This is a genomic window from Kitasatospora sp. NPDC088134 (genome assembly GCF_044741705.1).
Taxonomy (GTDB): Bacteria; Actinomycetota; Actinomycetes; order Streptomycetales; family Streptomycetaceae; genus Kitasatospora.
Map to the genome: position 1 here is coordinate 90,808 of NZ_JBIUTD010000009.1, position 25,364 is coordinate 116,171.

Here is a 25,364-nt window from a genome sequence, read left to right on the forward strand (position 1 = left end):
GCAGGCCCCCGCGTCGTTCCGGCGGCGGCGGTACAAGCGTCCGGCCACGGGGAACACCGCCGGTATGACCACCACGCTGCGGCCCGAGGGCCCCGAGGAGACCGGCGCGGACGGAGGCCGGACGCGGCGCTGGCGGATCATGGTGAACGGCCGCCCGGTCGGCGGCCTGCGGACCAGCGCCGCCCCCGCCCGGGCCGGCACCCGGGCCGGCTCGATCGCCGAACTGGAGGTCCGCGAAGGACACCGGCGGGGCCGCGCCACCATCGGCGCGCTGGCCGCCGAGGAGGTGCTGCGCTCCTGGGGCTGTACCCGGATCGACATCACCGTCCCCGCCGAGGCCGCGGCCGCCCTGCAACTCGCCCGCGCCCTCGGCTACACCGAGCGGATGCGCAACCTCGCCAAGCGGCTCGACGGCCGACTCCCGCCGCTGCCGACGGAACTGACGCACCGTCCGATCGGCCCCGCCGAGTACCCGGCCTGGCGGGACGCCTCCGTCGCCGCCTACCGGCAGCACCTGACCGCCGCCGGCGCCGGCCCCGCCGAGGCCGCCGAACGGGCCGCCCGCGACCACGACCGCGCCCTCCCGGCCGGCCCGGCCACCCCCGACACCGTGCTGCGCCACCTGCTCGACCCCGCCGACCGGGTGCTCGGCAGCCTCTGGGTCACGCTCCACCAGGACGTCCTGCCGGACGGCCGCCCGCTGGCCTGGGTGATGCTGGTCGAGGTCGCCCCCGAACACCGCCGCCACGGCCACGGCCGCACCCTGATGCACCTCGCCGAGCACGCCTGCCGGGCGGCCGGCGTCCACGACCTCGGCCTCAACGTGTTCAGCGGCAACGCCCCGGCCCGCGCGCTGTACGACTCGCTCGGCTACCGGACCACCCGCCGGATGCTCGCCAAACCGCTGCTCTGAACCGCGCTGCTCCGGAACCGCCGCCCCGCCGCGCCGGACCGGCCGCTCCCGACCGCTGCGGGCGTCAGCCGCCCAGCAGCTCCGTGATCCGCTCCCGCAGACCCTCCTGGGACTGCCCGCCGTCCAGCCGCGTCCCCGCCACCACGTACGTCGGCGTGCCCTTGACGCCGATCGCCCGGCCCTCGGCCACGTCCGAGTCGACCCAGAGCATGTGGCGGCCGTCGATCAGCGCGGTGTCGACCTCCTCCGCGTCCACCCCGACCGCGGCGGCGATCTCCACCAGCACCGGGGCCCCGCCGCGCTCGACCTCCTCCAGCCGGGCCAGCACCGCCTCCGCGAACTCCCAGCCGCGCCCCTGCTCGAAGGCCTCGGCCGTGGCCTCCGCCGCCGGGTACGCGTACTTGTGCTTCTCCAGCGGGAAGTGCCGCAGCTCCACGGTCAGCGCCTCGCCGAACCGCTCCCGCAGCGCCCGGACGTCGTCCAGGGCGGTACGGCAGTCGGGACACAGCAGGTCGCACCAGAACTCGACGCGGGGGAGGGGGGAATCGCTCATGCCCCAAGTCTCCCAGGTCGGCGGCCCGCCGCCGACCGGCCGGGTCAGTGCCCGGCGGCCGGCACCGCCTCGGCCGAGCGCTGCCGGGCCCGGTACGCGGCCACGTGCAGCCGGTTGCCGCAGGTGCGGCTGTCGCAGTAGCGGCGCGAGCGGTTGCGGGACAGGTCGACGAAGACCCGGGCGCAGCCCGGCGCCTCGCAGCGGCGCAGCCGCTCCAGCTCGCCCGCCATCACGATGAAGGCCAGCGCCATGCCCAGCTCGGCCGCCAGGTGCCGGCCGACCGCGGCGTGCGGGGCGAAGTAGTGGATGTGCCAGCCGTGGTGGTCGTGGTTGGTCAGCCGGGGCGTCGTCCCGGCCTCGGCGACCAGGGTGTTCACCAGCCCGGCCGCCTGCTCCACCGACTCGGCGGCGAACACCTCGCGCAGCCGGGCGCGCAGCTCGTGCACCGCCGCCAGGTCCGCCGGGCCGAGCGAGTCGATCTCGCTGATCTCCTGCCGGACCACGAAGCCGCTCAACGCCGCCACGTCGGGCAGTTGCTCGCTGCCGCACGCCTCGGGCGCCGTGTTCAGCAGCTCCACCAGGATGCTCAGCGCGCACTCGGTGTCATGGGTGATCAGCACGTGGGGGCTCCTCACGCGGCGAGGGCCCGGGGGCCGTCGCGTCGGTCATCGCTGGCCGACTCTACCGGCCCGGGCGGTCACCGGGGCGGGTACCCGCACTCCCGGCCCCGCCCCGGCGCACGGCTGGGCCCCGGGCGTCCGCTCCGGTGGGAGGGACGCCCGGGGCCGGGCCCCGAGGCCGCGGTGGGCGGCTGCGAACTGCGACCGTGCCCCCGAGTAGGACGGTGCGCAGCGAGGCGATCCCGCCGCCGCGCGACGGCGGGCCGTATCTCGATCGGGGTGCTCAGCTCTCGGCGAGGATGTGGGACAGCTCCCGGTCGAGGTCGAAGTGACGGTGTTCGGTGCCGGGTGGGACCGCGGCGTCCGTCCGCTTGAGGAAGGACTCAAGCGCCCGGGCCGGGGCCTCCAGCAGTGCCTCTCCTTCCGGAGAGCTCAGGGCGATGCAAACCACGCCTTGACCGTGACTGCGCGACGGCCACACCCGGACGTCGCCGGTGCCGGTCGGTCGGTGCAGCCCCTCCGCGAGGAGGTCGCGGGCGAACACCCACTCCACGGTCTCGTCGGCTCCGGTGTGGAACGTCGCATGCACGGCATAGGGGTCGGCAGTGTCGTAGCGCAGGCCCGCGGGGACGGGCAGTGACGACTCGCTGGACACGATGAGGCGCAGGTGCAGCTCGCAGCTGACCGTGGTGTTCATAAGCGCCAGGGCCTTTCGCTCAGTGTGCGCTCGGGGAATCGCACGTCGGCGAACGGACCATCCCACCTGAAAGCCCGGTGTAAACCCGTCTGTCCCGATTCCGGTGCGAGTCGTACCCCTTCCGGCGCATTGCGGAATCGTTCGGGCGGCCCGGCCGGACGGGTGGCGGGCCGGTAACGGCAGGGCATTACCGGCGGTCGCACCGGAGCCGGCCCGCCGACGGCTGGAGGAACGCACGAACCTGCGCCGACGGCCCCGTCCGGCCGGGCCGCCCGCGCCCCGGGGCCGGTCGACCCCGCTGGTCGGGGCCGGGGGCGGGACCGGGCATGCAGGGGCGGTGCGGCGGCGGGCCGGGGTGTTCGGAGCACCCCCGCGGATGGGGTAATGTTTTCCCTGCACCCGGGCGATTAGCTCAGCGGGAGAGCACTTCGTTCACACCGAAGGGGTCACTGGTTCGATCCCAGTATCGCCCACCGGAATGCAAAGGCGTAGGGCCCCGACTTGTTTATCGAGTCGGGGCCCTACGTCTTTTCCGGCGCACTCCGCCGAACTGCTGACGCGCATTCAGCGGCCGTACGGGGCAGGGGAACTGGGGGAGCGCCGGCGGAACGGATTGGGAGCCGGGGCCCAAGTGGTGCTACAGTTCTTCTCGTTGCCCGGGCGATTAGCTCAGCGGGAGAGCACTTCGTTCACACCGAAGGGGTCACTGGTTCGATCCCAGTATCGCCCACCGCGCACCAACCGAAGGCCCCGACCACCAGGTCGGGGCTTTCGGCGTTCCCGGGCGCCGAGTGCCGCCGGCCGGTCGTCGGACGGCCCGCCGACGGTCCGTCAGGCCGCCAACCCGCAGGCGTGGCCCGGCTCCAGGCGCTCCCCGCAGCCGCACCGGGCCGGGCGCAGCGGCCAGGCGGTGTCCACCCGCTCCGGCGAACCCGAGCGCTCGAACCAGCGCTCCAGGCCGCGCGCCTGCGCCGCGTACCAGACCGCCTGCCGCAGGTGCAGCTCGGCGGGCGTCAACCCGGCCAGCCGCGCCTCGTACCGGACGGCCAGCGCGCGGACCAGCTCCAGCGAGGCCAGCGCGTCCGCCGCCGCGTCGTGCGCGCCGACCAGCGGGACGCCGTAGTGCGCGCACAGGTCGGTCAGCGTGCGGCGGCCCTTGCGGTAGCGGTCCAACTGCTTGTCCAGCACCCGGGGGTCGAGCACCAGCAGCTCCGCCCCGCCCAGCGCCTCGGCCAGCGAACCCGCCCCGTGCCGGCGCAACTCCCGGTCCAGCAGCGTCAGGTCGTACGGGGCGTTCATCACCACCAGCGGCCGCCCCGCCCGGGCCTGCTCGGCCAGCGCGAGCGCCACCTCCACCGCGACCGCGCGCGGCGGGCGGCCGTGCGCCCGCACCCGCTCGTCCGAGATGCCGTGCACCGCGCGGGCCGGCTCCGGGATCGGGACGCCCGGATTCGCCAGCCAGTTGCGGACGGTGGCCGCCCCGCCGGGTGCGGACTGCACCACGAGGCTGGCCGAAACGATTCTGTCCCGCTCGACGTCGACACCCGTGGTCTCGGTGTCGAAGGACGCCAGCGGTCCGAAGTGCCAGGAACGGATCTGCTGCATGACGCCCCCTCAGACGCCGCACGGTCCTCAACCGGGCGCCGCTGCCACCGAGGACCGGTGCAGCGGCCGCGCCGTGCTCAAGTGATACCGCACTCGACGGACGGTCAACCGTGCCCGCCGCCCGCACTGTCGCGGAACGTGACCGGACCATCACCGCCCACCCCGCCGTAACGTGGCGGCGGGGACACGGCCCGGCTCGGTACCATGCACAACGCAGCTCCCTGCTGCGCCACAGTAGCCAGAACGTCAGGAGAGAACCGGTGACGGACGTCCGGATCATCATCAACCGCGAACCCGATCGGGAAGAGCGCGTGGTGACCACGGGCACTACGGCCGCCGAGCTCTTCGCCGACGACCGCGCCGTGATCGCCGCCCGGGTCGCCGGGCAGCTCAAGGACCTCGCGTACGCCGTCCAGGACGGCGACGAGGTCGAGCCGGTCGAGATCTCCAGCCCCGACGGCCTCGACATCCTGCGGCACTCCACCGCGCACGTGATGGCCCAGGCCGTCCAGCAGGTGTTCCCCGAGGCCAAGCTCGGCATCGGCCCGCCGGTCCGCGACGGCTTCTACTACGACTTCGACGTCGAGAAGCCGTTCCACCCGGACGACCTCAAGACCATCGAGAAGCGCATGCAGGAGATCATCAAGCGGGGGCAGAAGTTCTCCCGCCGCGTGGTCACCGACGAGGCCGCCCGCGAGGAACTCGCCGGGGAGCCCTACAAGCTGGAGCTGATCGGCCTCAAGGGCTCGGCCGCGACCGCCGGCGAGGGCGCCGACGTCGAGGTCGGCGCCGGCGAGCTGACCATCTACGACAACCTCGACCCGAAGACCGGCGAGGTCTGCTGGGGCGACCTCTGCCGCGGCCCGCACCTGCCCAGCACCCGGCACATCCCGGCCTTCAAGCTGATGCGCTCCGCCGCCGCGTACTGGCGCGGCAGCGAGCGCAACCCCATGCTGCAGCGCCTCTACGGCACCGCCTGGCCCTCCAAGGAGGAGCTGAAGGCGCACCTCGACTTCCTCGAGGAGGCCGCCAAGCGCGACCACCGCAAGCTCGGCACCGAGCTCGACCTGTTCTCCGTCCCCGAGCAGATCGGCTCCGGCCTCGCGGTCTTCCACCCCAAGGGCGGCATCATCCGTCGCACCATGGAGGACTACTCGCGCAAGCGGCACGAGGAGGAGGGCTACGAGTTCGTCTACACCCCGCACGCCACCAAGGGGAAGCTGTTCGAGACCAGCGGCCACCTCGACTGGTACGCCGACGGCATGTACCCCCCCATGCAGCTCGACGAGGGCACGGACTACTACCTCAAGCCCATGAACTGCCCGATGCACAACCTGATCTTCGACGCGCGCGGCCGCTCGTACCGCGAACTGCCGCTGCGCCTCTTCGAGTTCGGCACCGTGTACCGGTACGAGAAGTCCGGCGTGGTGCACGGCCTGACCCGGGCCCGCGGCTTCACCCAGGACGACGCGCACATCTACTGCACCCGCGAGCAGATGGCCGAGGAGCTGGACCGGACCCTCACCTTCGTGCTGGACCTGCTGCGCGACTACGGCCTGAACGACTTCTACCTGGAGCTGTCCACCAAGGACCCGGAGAAGTTCGTCGGCACGGATTCGGACTGGGAGGAGGCCACCGCCGTCCTCGCCGGCGTGGCCGAGAAGCAGGGCCTGCCGCTGGTGCCGGACCCGGGCGGCGCGGCCTTCTACGGTCCGAAGATCTCGGTGCAGGCGCGGGACGCGATCGGCCGGACCTGGCAGATGTCCACCATCCAGCTGGACTTCAACCTGCCGGAGCGCTTCGAGCTGGAGTACACCGCGGCGGACGGCTCGCGGCAGCGGCCGGTGATGATCCACCGGGCGCTGTTCGGCTCGATCGAGCGGTTCTTCGCGGTGCTGCTGGAGCACTACGCGGGCGCGATGCCGCCGTGGCTGGCCCCGGTCACCGTGACCGGCATCCCGATCACCGACGAGCACGTGCCGTACCTGCAGGAGGTCGCGGCGGAGCTGAAGAAGCACGGCGTCCGGGTGGACGTGGACACCTCGGACGACCGGATGCAGAAGAAGATCCGCAACGCCCAGCGCAGTAAGATCCCGTACATGCTGATCGCGGGCAACGACGACGTCGAGGCCGGCGCAGTGTCGTTCCGCTACCGCAACGGCGAGCAGAAGAACGGCGTGCCGAAGGCGGAGGCGATCGCGGAGATCGTCGAGGCGGTCCGCAGCCGGGTGCAGGTCTGACGGTCGTTGCCGGTGTGACGTGCGGGGCGGTCTCCCACGGGAGTCCGTCCCGCACTGCTCGTTTCGCGAGCGGTGCCGCTTATGCTGGCGGGCATGACGAGTGAGCCGGAACTGCAGCGGGGTGTGGGGGAGCCGGACGGCTTCCGCCGCCTGTGGACACCCCATCGGATGGCGTACATCCAGGGCGAGAACAAGCCCACCGGCCCGGCTCCGGACGACGGTTGTCCGTTCTGCTCGATCCCGAAGCTGAGCGACGAGGACGGGCTGATCGTGCAGCGCGGCGAGTCGGTGTTCGCGGTGCTGAACCTGTACCCGTACAACGGCGGGCACTTGATGGTGGTGCCGTACCGGCACGTCGCGGACTACACCGAGCTGGACGGGCCGGAGACGGCGGAGCTCGGGGAGTTCACCAAGCGGGCGATGACGGCGCTGCGGGCGGCCTCGGGGGCGCACGGGTTCAACATCGGGATGAACCAGGGTGCGGCGGCGGGGGCCGGGATCGCGGCGCACCTGCACCAGCACGTGGTGCCGCGCTGGGGCGGGGACGCGAACTTCATGCCGGTGGTGGGGCACACCAAGGTGCTGCCGCAGCTGCTGGCGGACACCCGGAAGGTGCTGGCCGAGGCGTGGTCGGCGTGAGCTGACGGAACGTCGGAGGGGCCCGGGCGGAGGATTCCGCCCGGGCCCCTCCGACGTGTGCGGGTGGGTGCGGCCGGGGTCAGCCGGCGTCGTACTTGTCGGCGCGGTAGGGGCGGGAGCCCTGGATCTCGGAGCGCAGGATGTTGGAGCGGTTGGTGATCCGGTCGACGGCGACGTCGTGCTCCTCCAGGAACTCGACGACGGCGGCGTGCACGATGCCGACGACGGGGGTGGGGAGGTAGATCGAGTCGTCGGCCTTGAAGCGGTCGGCCCAGACGGGGGAGGCCCAGGCCTGGCGGAGGCTGAGCGGCTCGGGGAAGGCGATCGAGCCGCCGAGCCACTTCAGCAGGTTGGGGATCTTGTGGAAGGGGGCCCGGACGGCCTCCCGGACCACCTCGTCGTCGGTGACGATCGGGAGCTGGACGGTGCGGTTCTCCCAGAACCGGAAGGTCTGCGGGACGTCCTTCTCGGGGACCTTGGGCTTGCCGGTGAAGTAGCCGGCGATCGGGCCGAGCGCGTGCGCCGTGACGTGGATCTGCAGGCTGTGCGACAGCACCATGATGTCGATCACCACGGTGGTGACCAACTGGCCGTTGTGCAGCACGAACTGGACGGCGGTGCGGTGCCGGGTGCCGCTGCCGACGCTCTGCTTGCTGGCGAGTTCCTGGACGGCGAAGTCGCGCATCCGGTCGCCGTCCATGTCGGCGCCGGAGGGGCGCTCGATCTCGTCGGCGCCCTCGCCGATGGCGAGCACCACCCACTGGCTGATCTGCGGCTTGGGCAGGCCGCCGCCGGGGACCTCGCTGCCGGACAGCGCGCCGAGGCGGTCGGTGATCCGGCGGGCGACGTCCCAGACGTGGAAGGTCCGGAAGTCGTGGTGGCCCTCGGCCGGGCGGAGGTCCTCGCGCAGCGACCACTCGGCCCAGCGGGCGCCGATGCCGAGGATGCCCTTGGTGCCGGCGTAGTGCTGGATGTTGGTGTTCTGCTCGGCGGTGAGCCGGTCCAGCGCGGACTTCAGCAGGTTGGCCTTCTTGTCCAGGTCGTGCTTGGGGACGGCCTTGGGGACGACGGCGGCGACGGCGCTGCCGCCGACCAGGTCGCCCCAGCGGGCGCGCTGCTGCATCACGCTGGCCACCACCGTCCGCTTGGCCAGGTACCAGCCGAGCACGGGGCCGAGCATGACGATCCGGCAGTACAGGCCGAGCAGGCCGCCGAACGGCGGGCGGACCAGCAGGAGCAGGGCCAGCACGACGGCGGCCAGCAGGGCCAGGGTGCCGACGAAGCCGTCCCGGGCGGCGGACTTCTTGGTGCCGAGCCAGGCCCGGGCCTGGTAGGCGGCGAGCCAGAGCAGCGTGCCGGGCAGGAAGAGCAGGCCGCAGACCACGGTGATGCCGGAGATCCGGCGGTCCCGGGCGTCGCGCAGGTCCTGGGCGGCGAGGCAGTGCTCGACCACCATCCGGACGTCGACCCCGGGCGAGGGGACCAGCGGCTTGCGCTTGCCGCCGAGGGTGCGGTCGATCAGGGCGCGGCTGAAGGCTTCGCCGGCGCTCGGCCGGAACAGCGCGAACTTGCCCTTCTTGACCGTGACGCCGTCGAGGGCCGCGAGTTCGTCGAGGTCGCCGGTCCGGTAGGCGGCGGAGGAGAAGGCCTGGGTGACCGCGGTCTGGTGGCCGATGTCCGTCCGTGGTACCTGCGCGCCCGGCGTCATGTCGAGCTGAGTCACCTGTGCAGCTCCTCCTCCCCTTGTCGATCTGCCGCAGGGTACCGCGCGGCGGCCGGGGCGCGCGGATCATCAGCTGATCCGGGGTCACATCTCGGCCGGGCGAACGGGTTTGCGGGCCTCCGGGGTGATGGTGCCCCGTACCGGTGGGTTCGACGCCACGGGTTTGCGGCACGGTGCGCGGGGGCGGGAGGATCGGCGGCATGACGAGTGGGTACGCACCGGGGCCGGTGCTGGTTTTCGACGGCGACTGCGCGTTCTGCTCCAGCTGTGTGCGCTGGGCGGAGCGCTACCCGCGGCAGAGCCTGTCCTCGGCGGGCTGGGAGGCGGTGCCGTTCCAGGTCGCGGACCTGGCGGCGCTGGAGTCGTTCACCGGCGGGGAGGCGACGGCGGAGCGGGCCGTCCGCGAGGTGCTGTGGATCACGCCGGACCGGCGGGTGTACGGCGGGTCGCAGGCGGTGGCGCGGCTGCTGATGCGCTCCGGCGGGCTGTGGGCGTGGGCGGGCGGCCTGCTGGCGCTGGCGCCGGTGCGGCCGGTGGCGGACTTGGTCTACCGCTGGGTGGCGCGGAACCGGGACCGGCTGCCGGGCGGGACGCCGGCCTGCGCGGTGCCGCGCCGGTCCTGACCCGTCCGGACCGGCATGGCTGGCCTCCGGCAGCCGGATCGGCGCGGATACGATGGTCCCGCCGGGCGGGGCCATCCGCGCGGACGCCCGGCGGGCCAGCGGTCCGCGGGCGCCAATCCGAGGAGCGGAGCGGACCGGAAGGCCATGCTCAACAAGTACGCGCGTGCCTTCTTCACACGTGTCCTGACCCCGTTCGCCGCGCTGCTGCTGCGCTGGGGCGTCAGCCCCGACGCGGTCACCCTGATCGGCACGGCCGGGTCGGTGGCGGGCGCCCTGGTGTTCTTCCCGCGCGGGGAGTTCTTCTGGGGCACCATCACGATCACCCTGTTCATCTTCTCCGACCTGGTCGACGGCAACATGGCCCGGCAGGCCGGTCGCTCCAGCAAGTGGGGCGCGTTCCTGGACTCGACGCTGGACCGGGTCGCCGACGCGGCGATCTTCGGCGGCCTGGCGATGTGGTACTCCGGGAGCGGGAACAACGACCTGCTGTGCGCGGTGGCGATCTTCTGCCTGGCCAGCGGCCAGGTGGTGTCCTACACCAAGGCGCGCGGCGAGGCGCTGGGCTTCCCGGTGAACGTGTCGGGGCTGGTCGAGCGGGCCGAGCGGCTGGTGATCAGCCTGGTCGCGGCCGGCGTCACCGGCCTGCGGACCTTCGGGGTGCCGTACGTCGACTGGCTGCTGCCGACCGCCCTGTGGGTGGTTGCGGCGGGCAGCCTGGTGACGGTGGCGCAGCGGATGCTCACGGTGCGCCGGGAGTCGGCGGAGCTGGAGGCGGCGACCGCCGCGGTCGAGGGGGGCCGGTGAAGGAACGGTTGGTCGACGCCGCCTACGCGGCCGGCTGGGCGGGGCTGAAGCACCTGCCGGAGCCGGCCGCCCGCGGCCTGTTCGAGGTCATCGCGGACCAGGCGTGGCGGCGGCGCGGCAAGGGCGTGCGGCAGCTGGAGGCGAACCTGGCGCGGGTGCGCCCGGACGCGGACGCCGCGGGGCTGCGCGAGCTGTCCCGGGCCGGGATGCGCTCGTACATGCGGTACTGGAGGGAGTCGTTCCGGCTGCCGACCTGGAGCCGGGAGCGGATCGCCGGTGCCATAACGGTGAAGAACATCGAGGAGCTGAACGCCGCGATGGCGGCCGGGCGGGGCGCGGTGCTGGCGCTGCCGCACATGGCGAACTGGGACTTGGCGGGCGCCTGGATCGCCTCGGCCGGCGGGTTCCCGTTCACCACGGTCGCCGAGCGGCTGAAGCCGGAGTCGCTGTTCGACCGGTTCGTGGCGTACCGGGAGAGCCTGGGCATGGAGGTGCTGGCGCTGACCGGCTCCGACGTGTCGGTGATCGGGACGCTGGCCCGGCGGCTGCGGGAGGGGAAGCTGGTCTGCCTGGTCGGCGACCGGGACCTGTCCGCGGCGGGCCTGCCGGTGGACTTCTTCGGCGAGCCGACCCGGATGCCGGCCGGTCCGGCGGCGCTGGCCCAGCGGACCGGCGCGGCGCTGTTCCCGGTGTCGCTCTGGTACGACGGGCCGATGCTGCGGGCCGAGGTGCACCCCGAGGTGCGGCCGTCCGGAGCGGGCACCAGGCAGGAGCAGACCGCGGCGATGACGCAGGCGATGGCCGACGTCTGGGCCGGGGCGATCCGCGAGCACCCGGAGGACTGGCACATGCTGCAGAAGCTGTGGCTGGCCGATCTGACGCCCCGTCGGGAGGCGCCGTGAGGATCGGCGTGGTCTGCCCGTACGACTGGGACGTGCCCGGCGGGGTGCAGTTCCACATCCGGGACCTGGCGGAGCACCTGATCCGGCGGGGGCACCAGGTGTCGGTGCTGGCCCCGGCGGAGGACGAGGAGGCGCTGCCGCCGTACGTGGTCTCGGCCGGGCGGGCCGTCGCGGTGCCGTACAACGGCTCGGTGGCGCGGCTCAGCTTCGGCATCCTGTCGGCGGCCCGGGTGCGGCGCTGGCTGCGCGAGGGCCGGTTCGACGTGCTGCACGTGCACGAGCCCAACTCGCCGTCGCTGTCGATGCTGGCGGCCTGGGCGGCGTCCGGGCCGATGGTGGGGACGTTCCACACCTCGAACCCGCGCTCGCGGGCGATGATCGCGGCCTCGCCGATCCTGCAGCCCGGCCTGGAGAAGATGTCCGGCCGGATCGCGGTGTCCGAGTACGCCCGGCGCACCCTGGTCGAGCACCTGGGCGGCGACGCGGTGGTGATCCCGAACGGGGTGGACGTCCGGTTCTTCGCGGAGGCCGAGCCGGAGCCGAAGTGGCAGGGCGGCGCGGCCGACGGCGGGCCGGGGACGATCGGCTTCATCGGGCGGATCAACGAGCCGCGCAAGGGCCTGCCGACGCTGCTGGCCGCGCTGCCGCGCATCCTCGCGGAGCGCCCGGGGGCGCGGCTGCTGGTGGCCGGCAAGGGCAACGAGGAGGAGGCCGTCGCGGGCCTGGCGCCCGAGGTGCGGGCCCAGGTCGAGTTCCTCGGCATGGTCTCGGACCGCGACAAGGCCCGGCTGCTGCGCTCGGTCGACCTGTACGTGGCGCCGAACACCGGCGGCGAGTCCTTCGGCATCATCCTGGTCGAGGCGATGTCGGCGGGCGCCCCGGTGCTGGCCAGCGACCTGGACGCGTTCCGCCAGGTGCTGGACGGCGGCGCGGCCGGCGAGCTGTTCCCGGTCGAGGACGCGGACGCGCTGGCCGCCTCGGCGGTGAAGCTGCTGGGCAGCCCCGACCGGCTGCTGGCGCTGCGCGCGGCGGCGTCCCGGCACGTGCGGCGCTTCGACTGGGAGACCGTCGGCGCCGAGGTGCTGTCGGTGTACGAGACGGTCACCGACGGGCGTCCGCCGGTGGCCGAGGACGAACCGTCCGGCCGGCGTTCGCGTCCGGTCCGGTGACCCCGTGCGAGAGGTAGTGCCATGCCGCTGATCACCGTCGACTACACCGACCGGATCGCCGACTCCTTCGACCGGCGCGGCTTCGGGCTGGCCCTGAACCGGCTCGCGGTGAAGCTGCTGGACGCCAAGCCGGCCGGTTGCAAGACCTGGTTCCGGCGGACCGGGGAGGCGGTGGTCGGGGCGGACGCCGAGACGTACGCGCTGGTCGCGGTCGAGTTCCGGATCTTCCCGGGGCGCTCGACCGAGGCCAAGGCGGCGCTCGGCGAGGCGGTGCTGGCGGCGCTGCCCGAGTACCTGCCGGCGCTGCCCGGGCCGGTGCAGGTCACCGTCTCGATCGGCGAGCTGGACAGCGCGGTGTACCGCGCGGCCACCCTGGGCGGCTGAACCGGTACCGTAACGCCCCGTGACTACCTGGATCTGGTGCCTCGCGGCCGTCGTCCTGTTCGCCGTCTACCTGAGCTGGACGGCGGGCAGGCTCGACCGGCTGCACGCCCGGATCGACGCGGCCCGGGCCTCGCTGGACGCCCAGCTGCTGCGCCGGGCCTCGGTGGCGACCGAACTGGCCACCTCGACGCTGCTCGACCCGGCCGCCTCGATCCTGCTGCTGGAGGCCGGGCACGCGGCCCGGCAGGCGGAGGCCGAGCAGCGCGAGGTCGCGGAGAGCGAGCTGAGCCTGGCGCTGCGGGCGGTGCTGGACGGGCCGGAGCAGGTGGCGGCGCTGCGGTCGGCGCCGGGCGGCGAGGAGGCGGTCCGCGAGCTGGTGGAGGTGGTGCGCCGGGTGCCGATGGCGCGGCGCTTCCACAACGACGCGGTGCGGGCGGCCCGAGCGGTCCGCGAGCACCGGCTGGTTCGCTACTTCCGGCTGGCGGGGCGGGCGCCGTTCCCGATGGCCTTCGAAATGGACGACGAACCGCCGGTGGCCCTCACGCCCGAAGGCGCACCCGCGTAGGCTTGGCGCTGTTTCGCCGCCCGGCCGGTTCGCCGGCCGCTTCGTCGTGTTTCGTCGTATGCCGAGTTGTCGTATGCCGAGGACGGCTCTGGACCATGTGGCACATGGGTTCGGAAAGCCCCCGGCCTACGATAGATCGATAGCACCGGTTCATCTCTGAGTGAGGTCCTACGTGTCCAGCACCCCCACCACCGCAGACCAGCCGCAGATCGGCACCGCCCGGGTCAAGCGCGGCATGGCCGAGCAGCTCAAGGGCGGTGTGATCATGGACGTGGTCAACGCCGAGCAGGCGAAGATCGCCGAGGACGCCGGTGCGGTGGCCGTCATGGCCCTGGAGCGGGTCCCCGCCGACATCCGCAAGGACGGCGGCGTCGCCCGGATGTCCGACCCGAACATGATCGAGGAGATCATCGCCGCGGTCTCCATCCCGGTGATGGCCAAGTCCCGGATCGGCCACTTCGTCGAGGCCCAGGTCCTGCAGTCGCTCGGCGTCGACTACATCGACGAGTCCGAGGTGCTCACCCCGGCCGACGAGGTCAACCACTCCGACAAGTGGGCGTTCACCACCCCCTTCGTCTGCGGCGCCACCAACCTCGGCGAGGCGCTGCGCCGGATCGCCGAGGGCGCGGCCATGATCCGCTCCAAGGGCGAGGCCGGCACCGGCAACGTGGTCGAGGCGGTCCGCCACCTGCGCCAGATCAAGAACGAGATCGCCAAGCTGCGCGGCTTCGACAACAACGAGCTGTACGCGGCCGCCAAGGAGCTGCGCGCCCCGTACGAGCTGGTCCGCGAGGTCGCCGAGCTGGGCAAGCTCCCGGTCGTGCTGTTCTCGGCCGGCGGCGTGGCCACCCCGGCCGACGCCGCGCTGATGCGCCAGCTCGGCGCCGAGGGCGTGTTCGTCGGCTCCGGCATCTTCAAGTCCGGCGACCCGGCCAAGCGCGCCGCCGCCATCGTGAAGGCCACCACCTTCTACGACGACCCGAAGATCATCGCGGACGCCTCCCGCAACCTGGGCGAGGCCATGGTCGGCATCAACTGCGACACCCTGCCCGAGACCGAGCGGTACGCCAACCGCGGCTGGTAAGCCCCGTCCGCTCCGGCCCGCCGTGCCAGTTCCCTGGGCGGCGGGCCGCTGCGTGGCGTTCCCGACCCACCGCACAGTTCGACGACAGAGGTAGTGAGACCCGTGAGTACCCCCACCATCGGCGTCCTGGCGCTGCAGGGCGACGTCCGCGAGCACCTGGTGGCGCTGGCCGCCGCCGACGCGCTGGGCCGGCCGGTCCGCCGTCCGGAAGAGCTGGCCGAGGTCGACGCCCTGGTGCTGCCCGGCGGCGAGTCCACCACCATCTCCAAGCTGGCCGTGCTGTTCGGCCTGATGGACCCGCTGCGCGCGCGGGTCGCGGCCGGCATGCCGGTCTACGGCACCTGCGCGGGCATGATCATGCTGGCGGACAAGATCCTGGACGGCCGGGACGACCAGGAGACGGTCGGCGGCATCGACATGACGGTCCGCCGGAACGCCTTCGGTCGGCAGAACGAGTCCTTCGAGACCGCGATCCCGTTCGCGGGCCTGCCCGGCGACCCGGTCACCGGCGTGTTCATCCGCGCCCCCTGGGTCGAGGCGGTCGGCGCGGACGTCGAGGTGCTGGCCGAGGTGCCCGCCGCCGACGGCCCGGACGCCCGGATCGTCGCGGTCCGGCAGGGCAACCTGCTGGCGACCTCCTTCCACCCGGAGCTGACCGGCGACCACCGGGTCCACGAGTACTTCGTCCGCATGGTCGAGGCCGCCGGACGGTGACCGTGTGCCACCTCGCAGTGGCGGCACCGGTAGGATCTCCCCTGTTCATTTCCCATTGGCGACGAAAAGGAGCTGGCGATGTCCGGCCACTCTAAGTGGGCTACCACCAAGCACAAGAAGGCCGCGATCGACGCCAAGCGCGGCAAGCTCTTCGCCAAGATGATCAAGAACATCGAGGTGGCGGCCCGCACCGGCGGCGGCGACCCGGCCGGCAACCCGACGCTCTACGACGCCATCCAGAAGGCCAAGAAGAGCTCCGTCCCGATCGACAACATCAACCGGGCCGTCAAGCGCGGCTCCGGCGCGGAGGCCGGCGGCGCCGACTACTCGACGATCATGTACGAGGGCTACGGCCCGAACGGCGTGGCCGTCCTGATCGAGTGCCTCACCGACAACCGCAACCGGGCCGCCTCCGACGTGCGGGTGGCGATGACCCGCAACGGCGGCAGCATGGCCGACCCGGGCTCGGTCTCGTACCTGTTCAACCGCAAGGGCGTGGTGATCGTCCCCAAGGCCGACGGGGTGGACGAGGACAAGATCCTGGACATCGTGCTGGAGGCCGGCGCCGAAGAGGTCACCGACCTCGGCGAGGCCTTCGAGGTGATCTCCGAGGCGACCGACATGGTCGCGGTCCGCACCGCGCTGGTGGACGCCGGCGTCGACTACGACTCGGCCGACGCCAACTTCGTCCCGAGCATGCAGGTCGAGCTGGACGCCGAGGGCGCCCGCAAGATCTTCAAGCTGATCGACGCGCTGGAGGACAGCGACGACGTGCAGAACGTCTTCGCCAACTTCGACGTCTCGGACGAGATCATGGCCGAGCTGGACGCCTGAGTCCCGCTCGGCGCATCCGCCCGGTGGCCCGTCGCTGGCCGCCGGGCGGAGGCGTGTCCGGGGCCGGTTGTCGGTGGCCGGGGGTAACCTGCGCAGATCGGAGAGAGGCGGGCCCGTGCGAGTGCTGGGTGTGGACCCCGGGTTGACCAGGTGCGGTGTCGGGGTGGTCGAAGGGCTGCCCGGGCGGCAGCTCACCATGCTCGGCGTCGGCGTGGTGCGCACCCCGGCGGAGGACGAGATCGGCCCCCGGCTGCTCGCCATCGAGCAGGGCCTGGAGTCCTGGCTCGACCGGTACCGGCCCGAACTCGTCGCCGTGGAGCGGGTGTTCGCGCAGCACAACGTCCGGACGGTGATGGGCACGGCGCAGGCCTCGGCGGTCGCGGTGCTCTGCGCGACCCGGCGCGGCATCCCCGTCACGCTGCACACCCCCAGCGAGGTCAAGGCCGCCGTCACCGGCTCCGGCCGGGCCGACAAGGCCCAGGTCACCGCGATGGTCACCCGCATCCTGCGGCTCGACGCCCCGCCGAAGCCCGCCGACGCGGCGGACGCGCTGGCCCTGGCGATCTGCCACATCTGGCGCGGCGGCACCACCAACCGCCTGACGGCGGCGATCAAGGCGCACGGCGCGGGCGGCTCCTGGCACGCGCAGCCGTCGGAACCGGCCGAGCAGCCACCGGCGGCACCGCGCGCGGCGTACGGCAGGGCGCCGGGCCGGGCGCGCAGTTCCCCGCGCCCCTGACGGGGCGTCCAGGACAGTCGAGTCGAGCAGTGGAAGGAACGGCTTCACCGTGATCGCGTTCGTGCAGGGGCCCGTGGCCGTGCTGGGGGCCGGGGTGGCCGTGGTGGAGGTCGGGGGCGTGGGGATGGCGGTGCAGTGCACGCCGAACACGCTGGCCGGGCTGCGGGTGGGGGAGGTCGCGCGGCTGGCGACCTCGCTGGTGGTGCGGGAGGACTCGCTGACGCTGTTCGGGTTCGCGGACGACGACGAGCGGGCCACCTTCGAGGTGCTGCAGGCCGCGCCGGGGGTGGGGCCGAAGCTGGCGCAGGCGATCCTGGGGGTGCACTCGCCGGAGGCGCTGCGGGTGGCGGTCGCCGGCGGCGACGAGAAGGCGCTGATCGCGGTGCCCGGCATCGGCAAGGCGAAGGCGGCGAAGCTGCTGCTGGAGTACAAGGACAAGCTGGGCGTCCCGCACGGCAGCGCGCCGGTCCGCAAGCCGGTCGCCACCGGCCCGGCCCCGTGGAACGAGCAGCTGCACGAGGCGCTGGTCGGCCTGGGCTACGCTCCGCGGGAGGCGGACGAGGCGGTGTCCCGGGTGGCGCCGGAGGCCGAGGCGCAGTCCGTGCCGGACGTCGGCGCCCTGCTGCGGCTCGCGCTGCGCGGCCTGAACCGGGCCCGCTGAGCCCGCCGATCGGCGCCATGTCCGTCTGACGATCCGTCACCAAGTCGACAAAACAAAGGGGAGCAGTCTTCCGATGAACCCGTACGAGTCCGAGCCCGCCGACCGCCTGGTGACGGCGTCCGCCGACGGTGAGGACCAGGCGGTGGAGGCCGCGCTGCGGCCCCGGCTGCTGGAGGAGTTCATCGGTCAGGAGCGGGTGCGCGAGCAGCTGTCGCTGGTGCTGCAGGCAGCCCGCCAGCGCGGCGCGACGCCGGACCACGTGCTGCTGAGCGGCCCGCCCGGGCTGGGCAAGACCACGCTGTCGATGATCATCGCGGCCGAGCTGAACGCCCCGATCCGGATCACCTCGGGCCCGGCGATCCAGCACGCCGGCGACCTGGCGGCGATCCTGTCCTCGCTGACCGAGGGCGAGGTGCTGTTCCTCGACGAGATCCACCGGATGTCCCGGCCCGCCGAGGAGATGCTCTACATGGCGATGGAGGACTTCCGGGTCGACGTGATCGTCGGCAAGGGCCCCGGCGCCACCGCGATCCCGCTGGAGCTGCCGCCGTTCACGCTGGTCGGCGCGACCACCCGGGCCGGCCTGCTGCCGCCGCCGCTGCGCGACCGGTTCGGCTTCACCGGCCACATGGAGTTCTACGCCCCGGCGGAGCTGGAGCGGGTGGTGCACCGCTCGGCCGGCCTGCTGGACGTCCGGATCGACCCGGCGGGCGCGGCGGAGATCGCCGGCCGCTCCCGGGGCACGCCGCGGATCGCCAACCGGCTGCTGCGCCGGGTGCGGGACTTCGCCCAGGTGCGGCACGACGGGCTGGTCACCGCGGAGATCGCGGCCCGGGCGCTGGAGGTCTACGAGGTCGACGCCCGCGGCCTGGACCGGCTGGACCGGGCGGTGCTGGCGGCGCTGCTCAAGCTGTTCGGCGGCGGCCCGGTGGGCCTGTCCACGCTGGCGGTGGCGGTCGGCGAGGAGGCCGAGACGGTCGAGGAGGTGGCCGAACCCTTCCTCGTCCGGGAGGGGCTGCTGGCCCGCACCCCGCGCGGCCGGATCGCCACCGCGGCGGCCTGGCAGCACCTCGGCCTCACCCCGCCGCAGGCGCCGGGCGCCCCGCGCGGGGGACGGGGCGGGGCGCAGGCCGGGTTGTGGGCGGACGGCCAGGCATAACACCTCCGCCTTATCGGTGGTTTATGTCCATGCCAAGGCTCGCCACTTTCGGCGGCACACTGGCATGCTTGGCGTTGTCCGTTCAGTGCGGGTCGCCTAGACTCCGCCGGACCGCCCCTCTCGCCCGACGGGCCGACGTACACGCACAGGCCGCCGCTCCGGCGGCCTACAAAGGACCCTTGCTGTGTTTTCTTACATCATGTTTGTCCCGATCCTGTTGCTGATGTTCGTGATGTTCCGCTCGCAGAAGAAGCGTCAGGCCCAGATGCAGAGCATGCAGACCGCGCTGCAGCCGGGTTCGGGAGTGCGCACCATCGGCGGCATGTACGCCCTGGTCAAGGCGGTCAACGACGAGACCGTCGAGCTGGAGGTGGCCCCCGGCGTGGTGGCGCACTACACCAAGGGTGCGATCGCGGCCGTGCTGGAGCCGCTCGAGTACGACGCGATCATCAACGGTCGCCCCGCCGAGGACGAGTCGGTCGAGGACGCGGTCGAGGAAGCGGACGCCGACGAGAAGCCGCTGAGCCTGTCCAAGGACGAGGCGAAGGCCGGCACCGAGGCTCCCGAGAGCAAGTAAGGACGGCCCGGGGCCTTCCCCCGGCCGGCGGCACCCGCCGCAAGCCCATCAGGACCTCTTGGGCCGCCGTGCGCCCGTCGCCCCTCCCCGCTCCCGGCCGGGAGCGGAGGGACCGGGCGCCGCGCGGCATGGACAGGGAGAAACGAGCAAGGTGGCAACACCCAAGTCGCGGTCGCGCGACGGATACCCGGGACGGGCGCTGGCGCTCATCCTGGTGGTCACCGTCGGCCTTGTGGCCCTCATGTTCGGGACGGGCTACACCAAGCCGCGTCTCGGTATCGACCTCGCCGGTGGCACCAGCGTCACGCTGACCGCCAAGTCGGACGACCCCTCCGCGGTCAACAAGACCAATCTGAACACCGCGGTCGGCATCATCCAGAAGCGTGTCAACGGCATGGGCGTCTCCGAGGCGGAGGTCCAGACCCAGGGCAACAGCAACATCATCGTCAACATCCCCGACGGTGGTAACACGCAGCAGTCCATCGACAAGGTCGGCGACACCGCCAAGCTCTACTTCCGTCCGGTGCTCGCCACCGCGATGACGGGCGTGACCGCGCAGCCCGGCCAGCAGCCCTCCGGCTCCGCCGCGCCGAGCGCCGGTGCCTCGTCCGCGCCGAGCGCGGGCGCCTCCGCGGCCGCCCAGCCGTCCGCGTCCGCCAGCAAGGCCGGCCGCGCGCTCTCCGGCGCCCTGCAGGCCGACCCGAGCACGCCCGCCGCCTCCGGCGGCGCCTCGGCCCCCGCCTCGGGCGCCCCCAGCGCCGCCGCCTCCGCGCCGAGCGCCGCGGACATGAGCGCCGCGCTGACCCAGGGCACCGTCCCGGCCGACGTGCAGCAGCAGTTCGCCGCGCTGGACTGCTCGGTGCAGGCGCAGCGCCTGAACTACCAGAAGACCAACGACCCGAACGCGAACGCGGTGGCCTGCTCCTACGACGCCGAGCAGGGCATCTGGTACAAGTTCGCGCTCGGCGGCGTGGCCGTGAACGGCTCGGACGTCTCCAAGGCGCAGGCCGTCTACGACCAGCAGGGCGCCAAGGGCTGGATGGTCGACCTGTCGTTCAACGGCACCGGCTCCGACGCCTTCCGCGAGACCACCGGCAAGCTCGCCACCCAGCCCTCCCCGGCCAACCAGTTCGCGATCGTGCTGGACGGCCAGGTCGTCTCGCACCCGTACGTCCAGGAGGCGATCGCCGGCGGCAGCGCGGTGATCTCCGGCACCTTCACCCAGGAGGAGGCGAAGTCGCTGGCGAACGTGCTCAGCTACGGCGCGCTCCCGCTGGACTTCGTGAAGAGCGACGTCACCACCGTCTCCCCGCAGCTCGGCTCCGACCAGCTGGAGGCCGGTCTGATCGCCGGTCTGATCGGCATGGTCCTGGTGGTCCTGTACTCGCTGGTCTACTACCGCGGCCTGGGCCTGGTCTCGATCGCCGGTCTGGTCGTCTCGGCGATCCTGACCTGGTCGATCATGAGCCTGCTCGGCGCGGGCATCGGCTTCGCGCTGAACCTGCCCGCGGTCTGCGGCGCGATCGTGGCGATCGGCATCACCGCCGACTCCTTCATCGTGTACTTCGAGCGGATCCGCGACGAGGTCCGCGACGGCGCCCAGCTCCGGGCCGCCGTGCAGCGCGCCTGGCCGCGCGCCCGCCGCACCATCCTGGTCTCGGACTTCGTGTCCTTCCTGTGTGCCGCGGTGCTGTACCTGGTCTCGGTCGGCAAGGTGCAGGGCTTCGCCTTCACCCTCGGCCTCACCACCGTGCTCGACGTCGTGGTGATCTTCCTGTTCACCAAGCCGCTGATCACCCTGCTGGCGCGCACCAAGTTCTTCTCCAGCGGTCACCCGTGGTCCGGCCTGGACCCGAAGCGGCTCGGCGCCCGCCCGCCGCTGCGCAGCTCGCGCCGCCGCCCGGGCCAGCAGACCCGGACCTCGGCCCCGTCCCAGACCCAGGAGGTCTGACCCATGTCGCTCCGCAACATCGGTCACCGCCTGTACCAGGGCGAGGTGTCCTTCGACTTCGTGGGCAAGCGGAAGATCTGGTACTCGATCTCCGCAGTCATCGTCCTGGTGGCCGGCATCGGCCTGGCGATGGGCCTGCACCTGGGCATCGAGTTCAAGGGCGGCTCGGTCTACACCGTGCACAAGCCCGGGCTGACGGTCTCCCAGGCCAAGGACGCCACCAACAAGATCATCAACTCCAACACGGCGCTGGTGCAGACCACCGACAAGGGTGACGTCCGGATCCAGATCAGCGCCGAGAACTCGGTGTCGGCGACCACCTTCACAAAGGAGTTCTCCGAGGCGGTCGGCGTCCAGGAGAAGGACATCAACGCCCAGGTGATCGGCCCCTCCTGGGGTTCCGACATCTCCAAGAAGGCGCTGACCGGCCTGGTCGTCTTCATGGTCCTGGTGACGGTCTACCTGGCGATCGCCTTCGAGTGGCGGATGGCGGTGGCCGCCCTGGTCGCCCTGATCCACGACCTGCTGATCACCATCGGCGTCTACGCCCTGGTCGGCTTCGAGGTCACCCCGGGCACCGTGATCGGATTCCTGACCATCCTCGGCTACTCGCTCTACGACACGGTCGTCGTCTTCGACACCGTGAAGGAGAACACCCGGGGCCTCACCAAGCAGTCCCGCCGCACCTACAGCGAGGCCGCCAACCACGGCCTCAACCAGACCCTGGTGCGCTCCATCAACACCACGGTCGTCGCCCTGCTCCCGGTCGCCGCGCTGCTGTTCATCGGCGGCGGCATCCTCGGCGCGGGCACCCTGAACGACATCTCGCTGGCGCTGTTCATCGGCCTCGCGGCCGGTGCCTACTCCTCGATCTGCGTCGCCACCCCGCTGCTCGCGCAGCTCAAGGAGCAGAGCCCGGAGATGAAGGCGCTGGCCAAGCGGGTCGCACAGCGCCGTGCCGCCGACGCCAAGGCCGCGGCCGAGGCGGAGGCCCGCGGCGAGACCTTCGAGGGCGGCGAGGAGGACGGGGACGGCGTCCCGGCCGGTATGGTCGGACAGCGGAACCAGCCGACCGGCCGCTCCCGGGGCAAGGGACGGCCGTCCGGCAAGCACTGACCCTTCCCCAAAGGAACCCCCGTGACCTCCACCACCGACCCCGCCCTGTCCGAGCTGCTCACCGGCCGGATCCGGGACGTGCAGGACTACCCGAAGCCGGGCGTCCTGTTCAAGGACATCGCCCCGCTGCTCGCGGACGCCGAGGCGTTCGGCGCGCTGACCCGGGCGCTGGCCGGGCGGGCGAAGGAGCTCGGCGCCACCAAGGTGGTCGGGCTGGAGGCGCGGGGGTTCGTGCTGGCCGCGCCCGCCGCGTTCGCGGCCGGGCTCGGGTTCGTCCCGATCCGGAAGAAGGGCAAGCTGCCCGGCGAGGTGTTCTCCCGCTCCTACGACCTGGAGTACGGCTCGGCGACGCTGGAGGTCCAGTGCGACGCCTTCGCGCCGGGGGAGCGGGTCCTGGTGGTGGACGACGTGCTGGCCACCGGCGGGACGATCGCGGCCTCGCTGGACCTGGTCCGGGAGGCGGGCGCCGAACTGGTCGGCGTGGTGGTGCTGATGGAGCTCGGCTTCCTGCCGGGCCGCGAGCGGCTGGTCCCGCACCTGCACGGGGCGCCGCTGGAGACGCTGATCCTGGTCTGAGCAGCCGGTCCGCGCGGAGCCGTCCGGGAACAGGTCCTGTTCGCGGACGGCTCCTGCGTCGGTACGGGGCGCGCGCGGGGCGCGCGGGGCGGGCGCGCGGGCCGCACGGGGGTGCGCCGCCGGTACGATGAAGGTTGATCCGTCTGCACGTAGGAGTGTCCTTGCCCGACGAGGTTGTGCCCACGGCTGCGGCTGCCAGTTCCCGTCCCTCGCCGGGCGGGATGCGGGCCCGCCTCGCCCGGTTGGGCGGACAGCGCAGTTCGATGGTCAACCCGGTGCTGGAACCGCTGTTCCGGACGATCCGGGCCAACGACCCGAAGGCCGATCCCGGGCTGCTGAAGGACATCGAGCGGGCGTACGCGGTCGCCGAGAAGTGGCACCGCGGGCAGAAGCGCAAGAGCGGCGACCCGTACATCACCCACCCGCTGGCGGTGGCGACCATCCTGGCCGAGCTGGGGATGGACGCGCCGACCCTGATGGCGGGCCTGCTGCACGACACCGTGGAGGACACCGACTACGGCCTGGAGACGCTCCGGACCGACTTCGGCGACGCGGTGGCGCTGCTGGTCGACGGCGTGACCAAGCTCGACCGGGTGAAGTTCGGCGAGGCCGCGCAGGCCGAGACCGTCCGCAAGATGGTCGTGGCGATGGCCAAGGACCCGCGGGTCCTGGTGATCAAGCTCGCCGACCGGCTGCACAACATGCGCACCATGCGCTACCTGAAGCGGGAGAAGCAGGAGAAGAAGGCCCGCGAGACGCTGGAGATCTACGCCCCGCTGGCGCACCGGCTGGGCATGAACACCATCAAGTGGGAGCTGGAGGACCTGGCCTTCGCCATCCTCTACCCCAAGATGTACGACGAGATCGTCCGGCTGGTGGCCGAGCGCGCCCCCAAGCGCGACGAGTACCTGGCGACCGTGATCGACCAGGTCCAGGGCGACCTGCGCGGGGCCCGGATCACCGCCCAGGTGACCGGTCGGCCGAAGCACTACTACTCGGTCTACCAGAAGATGATCGTCCGGGGCCGGGACTTCGCCGAGATCTACGACCTGGTGGGCATCCGGGTCCTGGTCGACACCGTCCGCGACTGCTACGCGGCGCTGGGCACCATCCACGCGCGGTGGAACCCGGTGCCGGGGCGGTTCAAGGACTACATCGCGATGCCCAAGTTCAACATGTACCAGTCGCTGCACACCACGGTGATCGGTCCCGGCGGCAAGCCGGTCGAGCTGCAGATCCGCACCTTCGACATGCACCGCCGCGCCGAGTACGGCATCGCCGCGCACTGGAAGTACAAGCAGCGGGCGGTGGCCGGCGCCTCCAAGGTGCGCACCGACACGCCGACGCACGGGCGGCAGCACGACAAGGCCGACGCCGTCAACGAGATGGCCTGGCTGCGGCAGCTGCTGGACTGGCAGAAGGAGACCGAGGACCCGAGCGAGTTCCTGGAGTCGCTGCGCTTCGACCTGTCCAGCAACGAGGTCTTCGTCTTCACCCCCAAGGGCGACGTGATAGCGCTGCCCGCGCAGGCCACCCCGGTGGACTTCGCGTTCGCGGTGCACACCGAGGTCGGCTGCCGGTGCATCGGCGCCCGGGTGAACGGCCGGCTGGTGCCGCTGGAGTCGACGCTGGAGAACGGCGACACCGTCGAGGTGTTCACCTCGAAGGCGGAGAACGCCGGCCCGTCCCGGGACTGGCTGAACTTCGTCAAGTCGCCGCGGGCCCGGAACAAGATCCGCGCCTGGTTCTCCAAGGAGCGCCGCGAGGAGGCGATCGAGCAGGGCAAGGAGGCGATCGCCCGGGCGATGCGCAAGCAGGGCCTGCCGATCCAGCGCATCCTCACCGGGGACTCGCTGGTCACGCTGGCCCACGAGATGCGCTACCCGGACATCTCCTCGCTGTACGCGGCGATCGGCGAGGGCCACGTGGCCGCGCAGGCCATCGTGCAGAAGCTGGTCCAGGCGATGGGCGGCGAGGAGGGCGCGGTCGAGGACCTCGCCGAGACCGCCACCCCCTCGCACCAGCCCCGGGCGATGCGCCGCCGCGCCAAGGGCGACCCCGGCGTCGTCGTCAAGGGCGTGGACGACCTGTGGGTCAAGCTGGCGCGCTGCTGCACGCCGGTGCCCGGCGACCCGATCGTCGGCTTCGTGACCCGCGGCAACGGCGTCTCGGTGCACCGCGCGGACTGCGTCAACGTGGAGTCCCTGCAGCAGCAGCCCGAGCGGATCATCGAGGTCGAGTGGGCGGCCACCCAGTCCTCGGTCTTCCTGGTCGCCATCCAGGTCGAGGCGCTGGACCGCTCCCGCCTGCTCTCGGACGTCACCCGGGTGCTCTCCGACCAGCACGTCAACATCCTGTCGGCGGCCGTGCAGACCTCCCGCGACCGGGTGGCGATGAGCCGGTTCACCTTCGAGATGGGCGACCCCAAGCACCTCGGCCACGTGCTGAAGGCGGTGCGCGGCGTCGAGGGCGTGTACGACGTCTACCGGGTCACCTCGGCCCGCAAGTAGCCGCCC

Annotated in this window: 24 protein-coding genes, 2 tRNA genes and 1 pseudogene; 22 read left to right on the plus strand and 5 right to left on the minus strand. The window is 72.4% G+C overall.

Going from position 1 to position 25,364, the window contains the following annotated elements; genetic code table 11:
* Positions 1-64: 64 nt before the first annotated feature.
* A complete protein-coding gene (locus tag ACIOHG_RS16775) occupies positions 65-913 on the plus strand; it encodes a GNAT family N-acetyltransferase (RefSeq protein WP_400950776.1) in 849 nt (282 codons plus the stop codon).
* Positions 914-977: 64 nt separating this feature from the next.
* On the opposite strand, the gene ACIOHG_RS16780 is transcribed toward ACIOHG_RS16775, so the two are convergent.
* From ACIOHG_RS16780 to ACIOHG_RS16790, 3 genes are all read right to left on the minus strand, one after another.
* Positions 978-1,466 carry a DsbA family protein gene (locus tag ACIOHG_RS16780; RefSeq protein WP_400950779.1) on the minus strand — a complete coding sequence of 163 codons (489 nt, stop codon included), beginning with the start codon at positions 1,464-1,466 and terminating at the stop codon, positions 978-980.
* A gap of 44 nt (positions 1,467-1,510) precedes the next feature.
* A complete protein-coding gene (locus tag ACIOHG_RS16785; protein ID WP_400710039.1) occupies positions 1,511-2,086 on the minus strand; it encodes a CGNR zinc finger domain-containing protein in 576 nt (191 codons plus the stop codon).
* Between the two features lie 283 nt (positions 2,087-2,369).
* Complete coding sequence (locus ACIOHG_RS16790; protein ID WP_030056266.1) at positions 2,370-2,783, minus strand: SsgA family sporulation/cell division regulator; 414 nt, start codon at positions 2,781-2,783, stop codon at positions 2,370-2,372.
* Positions 2,784-3,184: 401 nt separating this feature from the next.
* Between ACIOHG_RS16790 and ACIOHG_RS16795 the strand changes: the two genes are divergently transcribed.
* Together ACIOHG_RS16795 and ACIOHG_RS16800 are read left to right on the plus strand one after the other, a co-directional pair.
* A tRNA-Val gene (locus ACIOHG_RS16795) sits at positions 3,185-3,256 on the plus strand.
* 185 nt (positions 3,257-3,441) lie between these two features.
* Positions 3,442-3,513, plus strand: a tRNA-Val gene (locus tag ACIOHG_RS16800).
* 101 nt (positions 3,514-3,614) lie between these two features.
* Here ACIOHG_RS16800 and ACIOHG_RS16805 read toward each other — a convergent pair.
* Entirely contained in the window at positions 3,615-4,379 is a 765-nt protein-coding gene (locus tag ACIOHG_RS16805) for a 3'-5' exonuclease (protein WP_400951189.1), read from the minus strand.
* Between the two features lie 269 nt (positions 4,380-4,648).
* On the opposite strand from ACIOHG_RS16805, the gene thrS reads away from it, so the two are divergent.
* A complete protein-coding gene (thrS, locus tag ACIOHG_RS16810; RefSeq protein ID WP_400950781.1) occupies positions 4,649-6,628 on the plus strand; it encodes a threonine--tRNA ligase in 1,980 nt (659 codons plus the stop codon).
* 81 nt (positions 6,629-6,709) lie between these two features.
* Positions 6,710-7,267: an HIT family protein gene (locus ACIOHG_RS16815; RefSeq protein WP_400950783.1), complete on the plus strand. Its 558-nt coding sequence runs from the start codon at positions 6,710-6,712 to the stop codon at positions 7,265-7,267.
* A gap of 79 nt (positions 7,268-7,346) precedes the next feature.
* Here ACIOHG_RS16815 and ACIOHG_RS16820 read toward each other — a convergent pair whose 3' ends face one another.
* Positions 7,347-8,990 (minus strand): hypothetical protein, encoded by a 1,644-nt coding sequence (locus tag ACIOHG_RS16820; protein WP_400950785.1) that lies wholly within the window; start codon positions 8,988-8,990, stop codon positions 7,347-7,349.
* A gap of 200 nt (positions 8,991-9,190) precedes the next feature.
* Between ACIOHG_RS16820 and ACIOHG_RS16825 the strand changes: the two genes are divergently transcribed.
* The 17 genes and pseudogenes from ACIOHG_RS16825 to ACIOHG_RS16905 form a co-directional block, all read left to right on the plus strand.
* Positions 9,191-9,613 carry a thiol-disulfide oxidoreductase DCC family protein gene (locus ACIOHG_RS16825; protein WP_400950788.1) on the plus strand — a complete coding sequence of 141 codons (423 nt, stop codon included), beginning with the start codon at positions 9,191-9,193 and terminating at the stop codon, positions 9,611-9,613.
* Positions 9,614-9,757: 144 nt separating this feature from the next.
* Positions 9,758-10,417, plus strand: coding sequence for a phosphatidylinositol phosphate synthase (pgsA, locus tag ACIOHG_RS16830; protein WP_400950789.1), 660 nt, complete (start codon positions 9,758-9,760; stop codon positions 10,415-10,417).
* Positions 10,414-11,319 carry a phosphatidylinositol mannoside acyltransferase gene (locus tag ACIOHG_RS16835; protein ID WP_400950792.1) on the plus strand — a complete coding sequence of 302 codons (906 nt, stop codon included), beginning with the start codon at positions 10,414-10,416 and terminating at the stop codon, positions 11,317-11,319. The genes pgsA and ACIOHG_RS16835 overlap by 4 nt, the downstream gene beginning before the upstream one ends.
* A complete protein-coding gene (locus ACIOHG_RS16840) occupies positions 11,316-12,488 on the plus strand; it encodes a glycosyltransferase family 4 protein (protein ID WP_400950794.1) in 1,173 nt (390 codons plus the stop codon). Before ACIOHG_RS16835 ends, ACIOHG_RS16840 begins: the two co-directional genes overlap by 4 nt.
* A 21-nt stretch (positions 12,489-12,509) precedes the next feature.
* A complete protein-coding gene (locus ACIOHG_RS16845; protein WP_400950796.1) occupies positions 12,510-12,872 on the plus strand; it encodes a 5-carboxymethyl-2-hydroxymuconate Delta-isomerase in 363 nt (120 codons plus the stop codon).
* Between the two features lie 19 nt (positions 12,873-12,891).
* Positions 12,892-13,437 (plus strand): hypothetical protein, encoded by a 546-nt coding sequence (locus tag ACIOHG_RS16850; protein WP_400950798.1) that lies wholly within the window; start codon positions 12,892-12,894, stop codon positions 13,435-13,437.
* A 160-nt stretch (positions 13,438-13,597) separates the two neighbouring features.
* The gene (pdxS, locus tag ACIOHG_RS16855; RefSeq protein ID WP_400950800.1) at positions 13,598-14,521 is read left to right on the plus strand and encodes a pyridoxal 5'-phosphate synthase lyase subunit PdxS; all 924 of its coding nucleotides are present in this window, start codon (positions 13,598-13,600) and stop codon (positions 14,519-14,521) included.
* A gap of 102 nt (positions 14,522-14,623) precedes the next feature.
* Positions 14,624-15,235 carry a pyridoxal 5'-phosphate synthase glutaminase subunit PdxT gene (gene pdxT, locus ACIOHG_RS16860; protein WP_400950803.1) on the plus strand — a complete coding sequence of 204 codons (612 nt, stop codon included), beginning with the start codon at positions 14,624-14,626 and terminating at the stop codon, positions 15,233-15,235.
* A 78-nt stretch (positions 15,236-15,313) separates the two neighbouring features.
* A complete protein-coding gene (locus tag ACIOHG_RS16865; protein ID WP_400950805.1) occupies positions 15,314-16,069 on the plus strand; it encodes a YebC/PmpR family DNA-binding transcriptional regulator in 756 nt (251 codons plus the stop codon).
* Between the two features lie 115 nt (positions 16,070-16,184).
* A complete protein-coding gene (gene ruvC, locus ACIOHG_RS16870; RefSeq protein WP_400950807.1) occupies positions 16,185-16,808 on the plus strand; it encodes a crossover junction endodeoxyribonuclease RuvC in 624 nt (207 codons plus the stop codon).
* A 49-nt stretch (positions 16,809-16,857) separates the two neighbouring features.
* Complete coding sequence (ruvA, locus tag ACIOHG_RS16875) at positions 16,858-17,469, plus strand: Holliday junction branch migration protein RuvA (RefSeq protein WP_400950809.1); 612 nt, start codon at positions 16,858-16,860, stop codon at positions 17,467-17,469.
* Between the two features lie 73 nt (positions 17,470-17,542).
* Positions 17,543-18,628 (plus strand): Holliday junction branch migration DNA helicase RuvB, encoded by a 1,086-nt coding sequence (ruvB, locus tag ACIOHG_RS16880; protein WP_400950811.1) that lies wholly within the window; start codon positions 17,543-17,545, stop codon positions 18,626-18,628.
* Between the two features lie 199 nt (positions 18,629-18,827).
* Positions 18,828-19,205, plus strand: a complete 378-nt coding sequence (yajC, locus tag ACIOHG_RS16885) for a preprotein translocase subunit YajC (RefSeq protein WP_400950814.1) — start codon at positions 18,828-18,830, stop codon at positions 19,203-19,205.
* A 151-nt stretch (positions 19,206-19,356) separates the two neighbouring features.
* Positions 19,357-21,156: a protein translocase subunit SecD gene (secD, locus tag ACIOHG_RS16890; RefSeq protein WP_400950816.1), complete on the plus strand. Its 1,800-nt coding sequence runs from the start codon at positions 19,357-19,359 to the stop codon at positions 21,154-21,156.
* A gap of 3 nt (positions 21,157-21,159) precedes the next feature.
* Positions 21,160-22,272 (plus strand): protein translocase subunit SecF, encoded by a 1,113-nt coding sequence (gene secF, locus ACIOHG_RS16895; protein ID WP_400950818.1) that lies wholly within the window; start codon positions 21,160-21,162, stop codon positions 22,270-22,272.
* Positions 22,273-22,293: 21 nt separating this feature from the next.
* Positions 22,294-22,848, plus strand: a complete 555-nt coding sequence (locus ACIOHG_RS16900; protein WP_400950821.1) for an adenine phosphoribosyltransferase — start codon at positions 22,294-22,296, stop codon at positions 22,846-22,848.
* 221 nt (positions 22,849-23,069) lie between these two features.
* Positions 23,070-25,358 (plus strand): annotated as a pseudogene (locus ACIOHG_RS16905) (RelA/SpoT family protein); the annotation flags it as partial.
* Positions 25,359-25,364 lie beyond the last annotated feature (6 nt).

Excerpts from the sequence above, each read along its gene's own strand:
- ACIOHG_RS16775 (WP_400950776.1), top strand. The coding sequence starts at position 65 with ATGACCACCACGCTGCGGCCCGAGGGCCCCGAGGAGACCGGCGCGGAC.
- ACIOHG_RS16780 (WP_400950779.1), bottom strand. The coding sequence starts at position 1,466 with ATGAGCGATTCCCCCCTCCCCCGCGTCGAGTTCTGGTGCGACCTGCTG.
- ACIOHG_RS16790 (WP_030056266.1), bottom strand. The coding sequence starts at position 2,783 with ATGAACACCACGGTCAGCTGCGAGCTGCACCTGCGCCTCATCGTGTCC.
- ACIOHG_RS16815 (WP_400950783.1), top strand. The coding sequence starts at position 6,710 with ATGCTGGCGGGCATGACGAGTGAGCCGGAACTGCAGCGGGGTGTGGGG.
- ACIOHG_RS16825 (WP_400950788.1), top strand. The coding sequence starts at position 9,191 with ATGACGAGTGGGTACGCACCGGGGCCGGTGCTGGTTTTCGACGGCGAC.
- pgsA (WP_400950789.1), top strand. The coding sequence starts at position 9,758 with ATGCTCAACAAGTACGCGCGTGCCTTCTTCACACGTGTCCTGACCCCG.
- ACIOHG_RS16845 (WP_400950796.1), top strand. The coding sequence starts at position 12,510 with ATGCCGCTGATCACCGTCGACTACACCGACCGGATCGCCGACTCCTTC.
- ACIOHG_RS16865 (WP_400950805.1), top strand. The coding sequence starts at position 15,314 with ATGTCCGGCCACTCTAAGTGGGCTACCACCAAGCACAAGAAGGCCGCG.
- ruvB (WP_400950811.1), top strand. The coding sequence starts at position 17,543 with ATGAACCCGTACGAGTCCGAGCCCGCCGACCGCCTGGTGACGGCGTCC.
- yajC (WP_400950814.1), top strand. The coding sequence starts at position 18,828 with ATGTTTGTCCCGATCCTGTTGCTGATGTTCGTGATGTTCCGCTCGCAG.
- secF (WP_400950818.1), top strand. The coding sequence starts at position 21,160 with ATGTCGCTCCGCAACATCGGTCACCGCCTGTACCAGGGCGAGGTGTCC.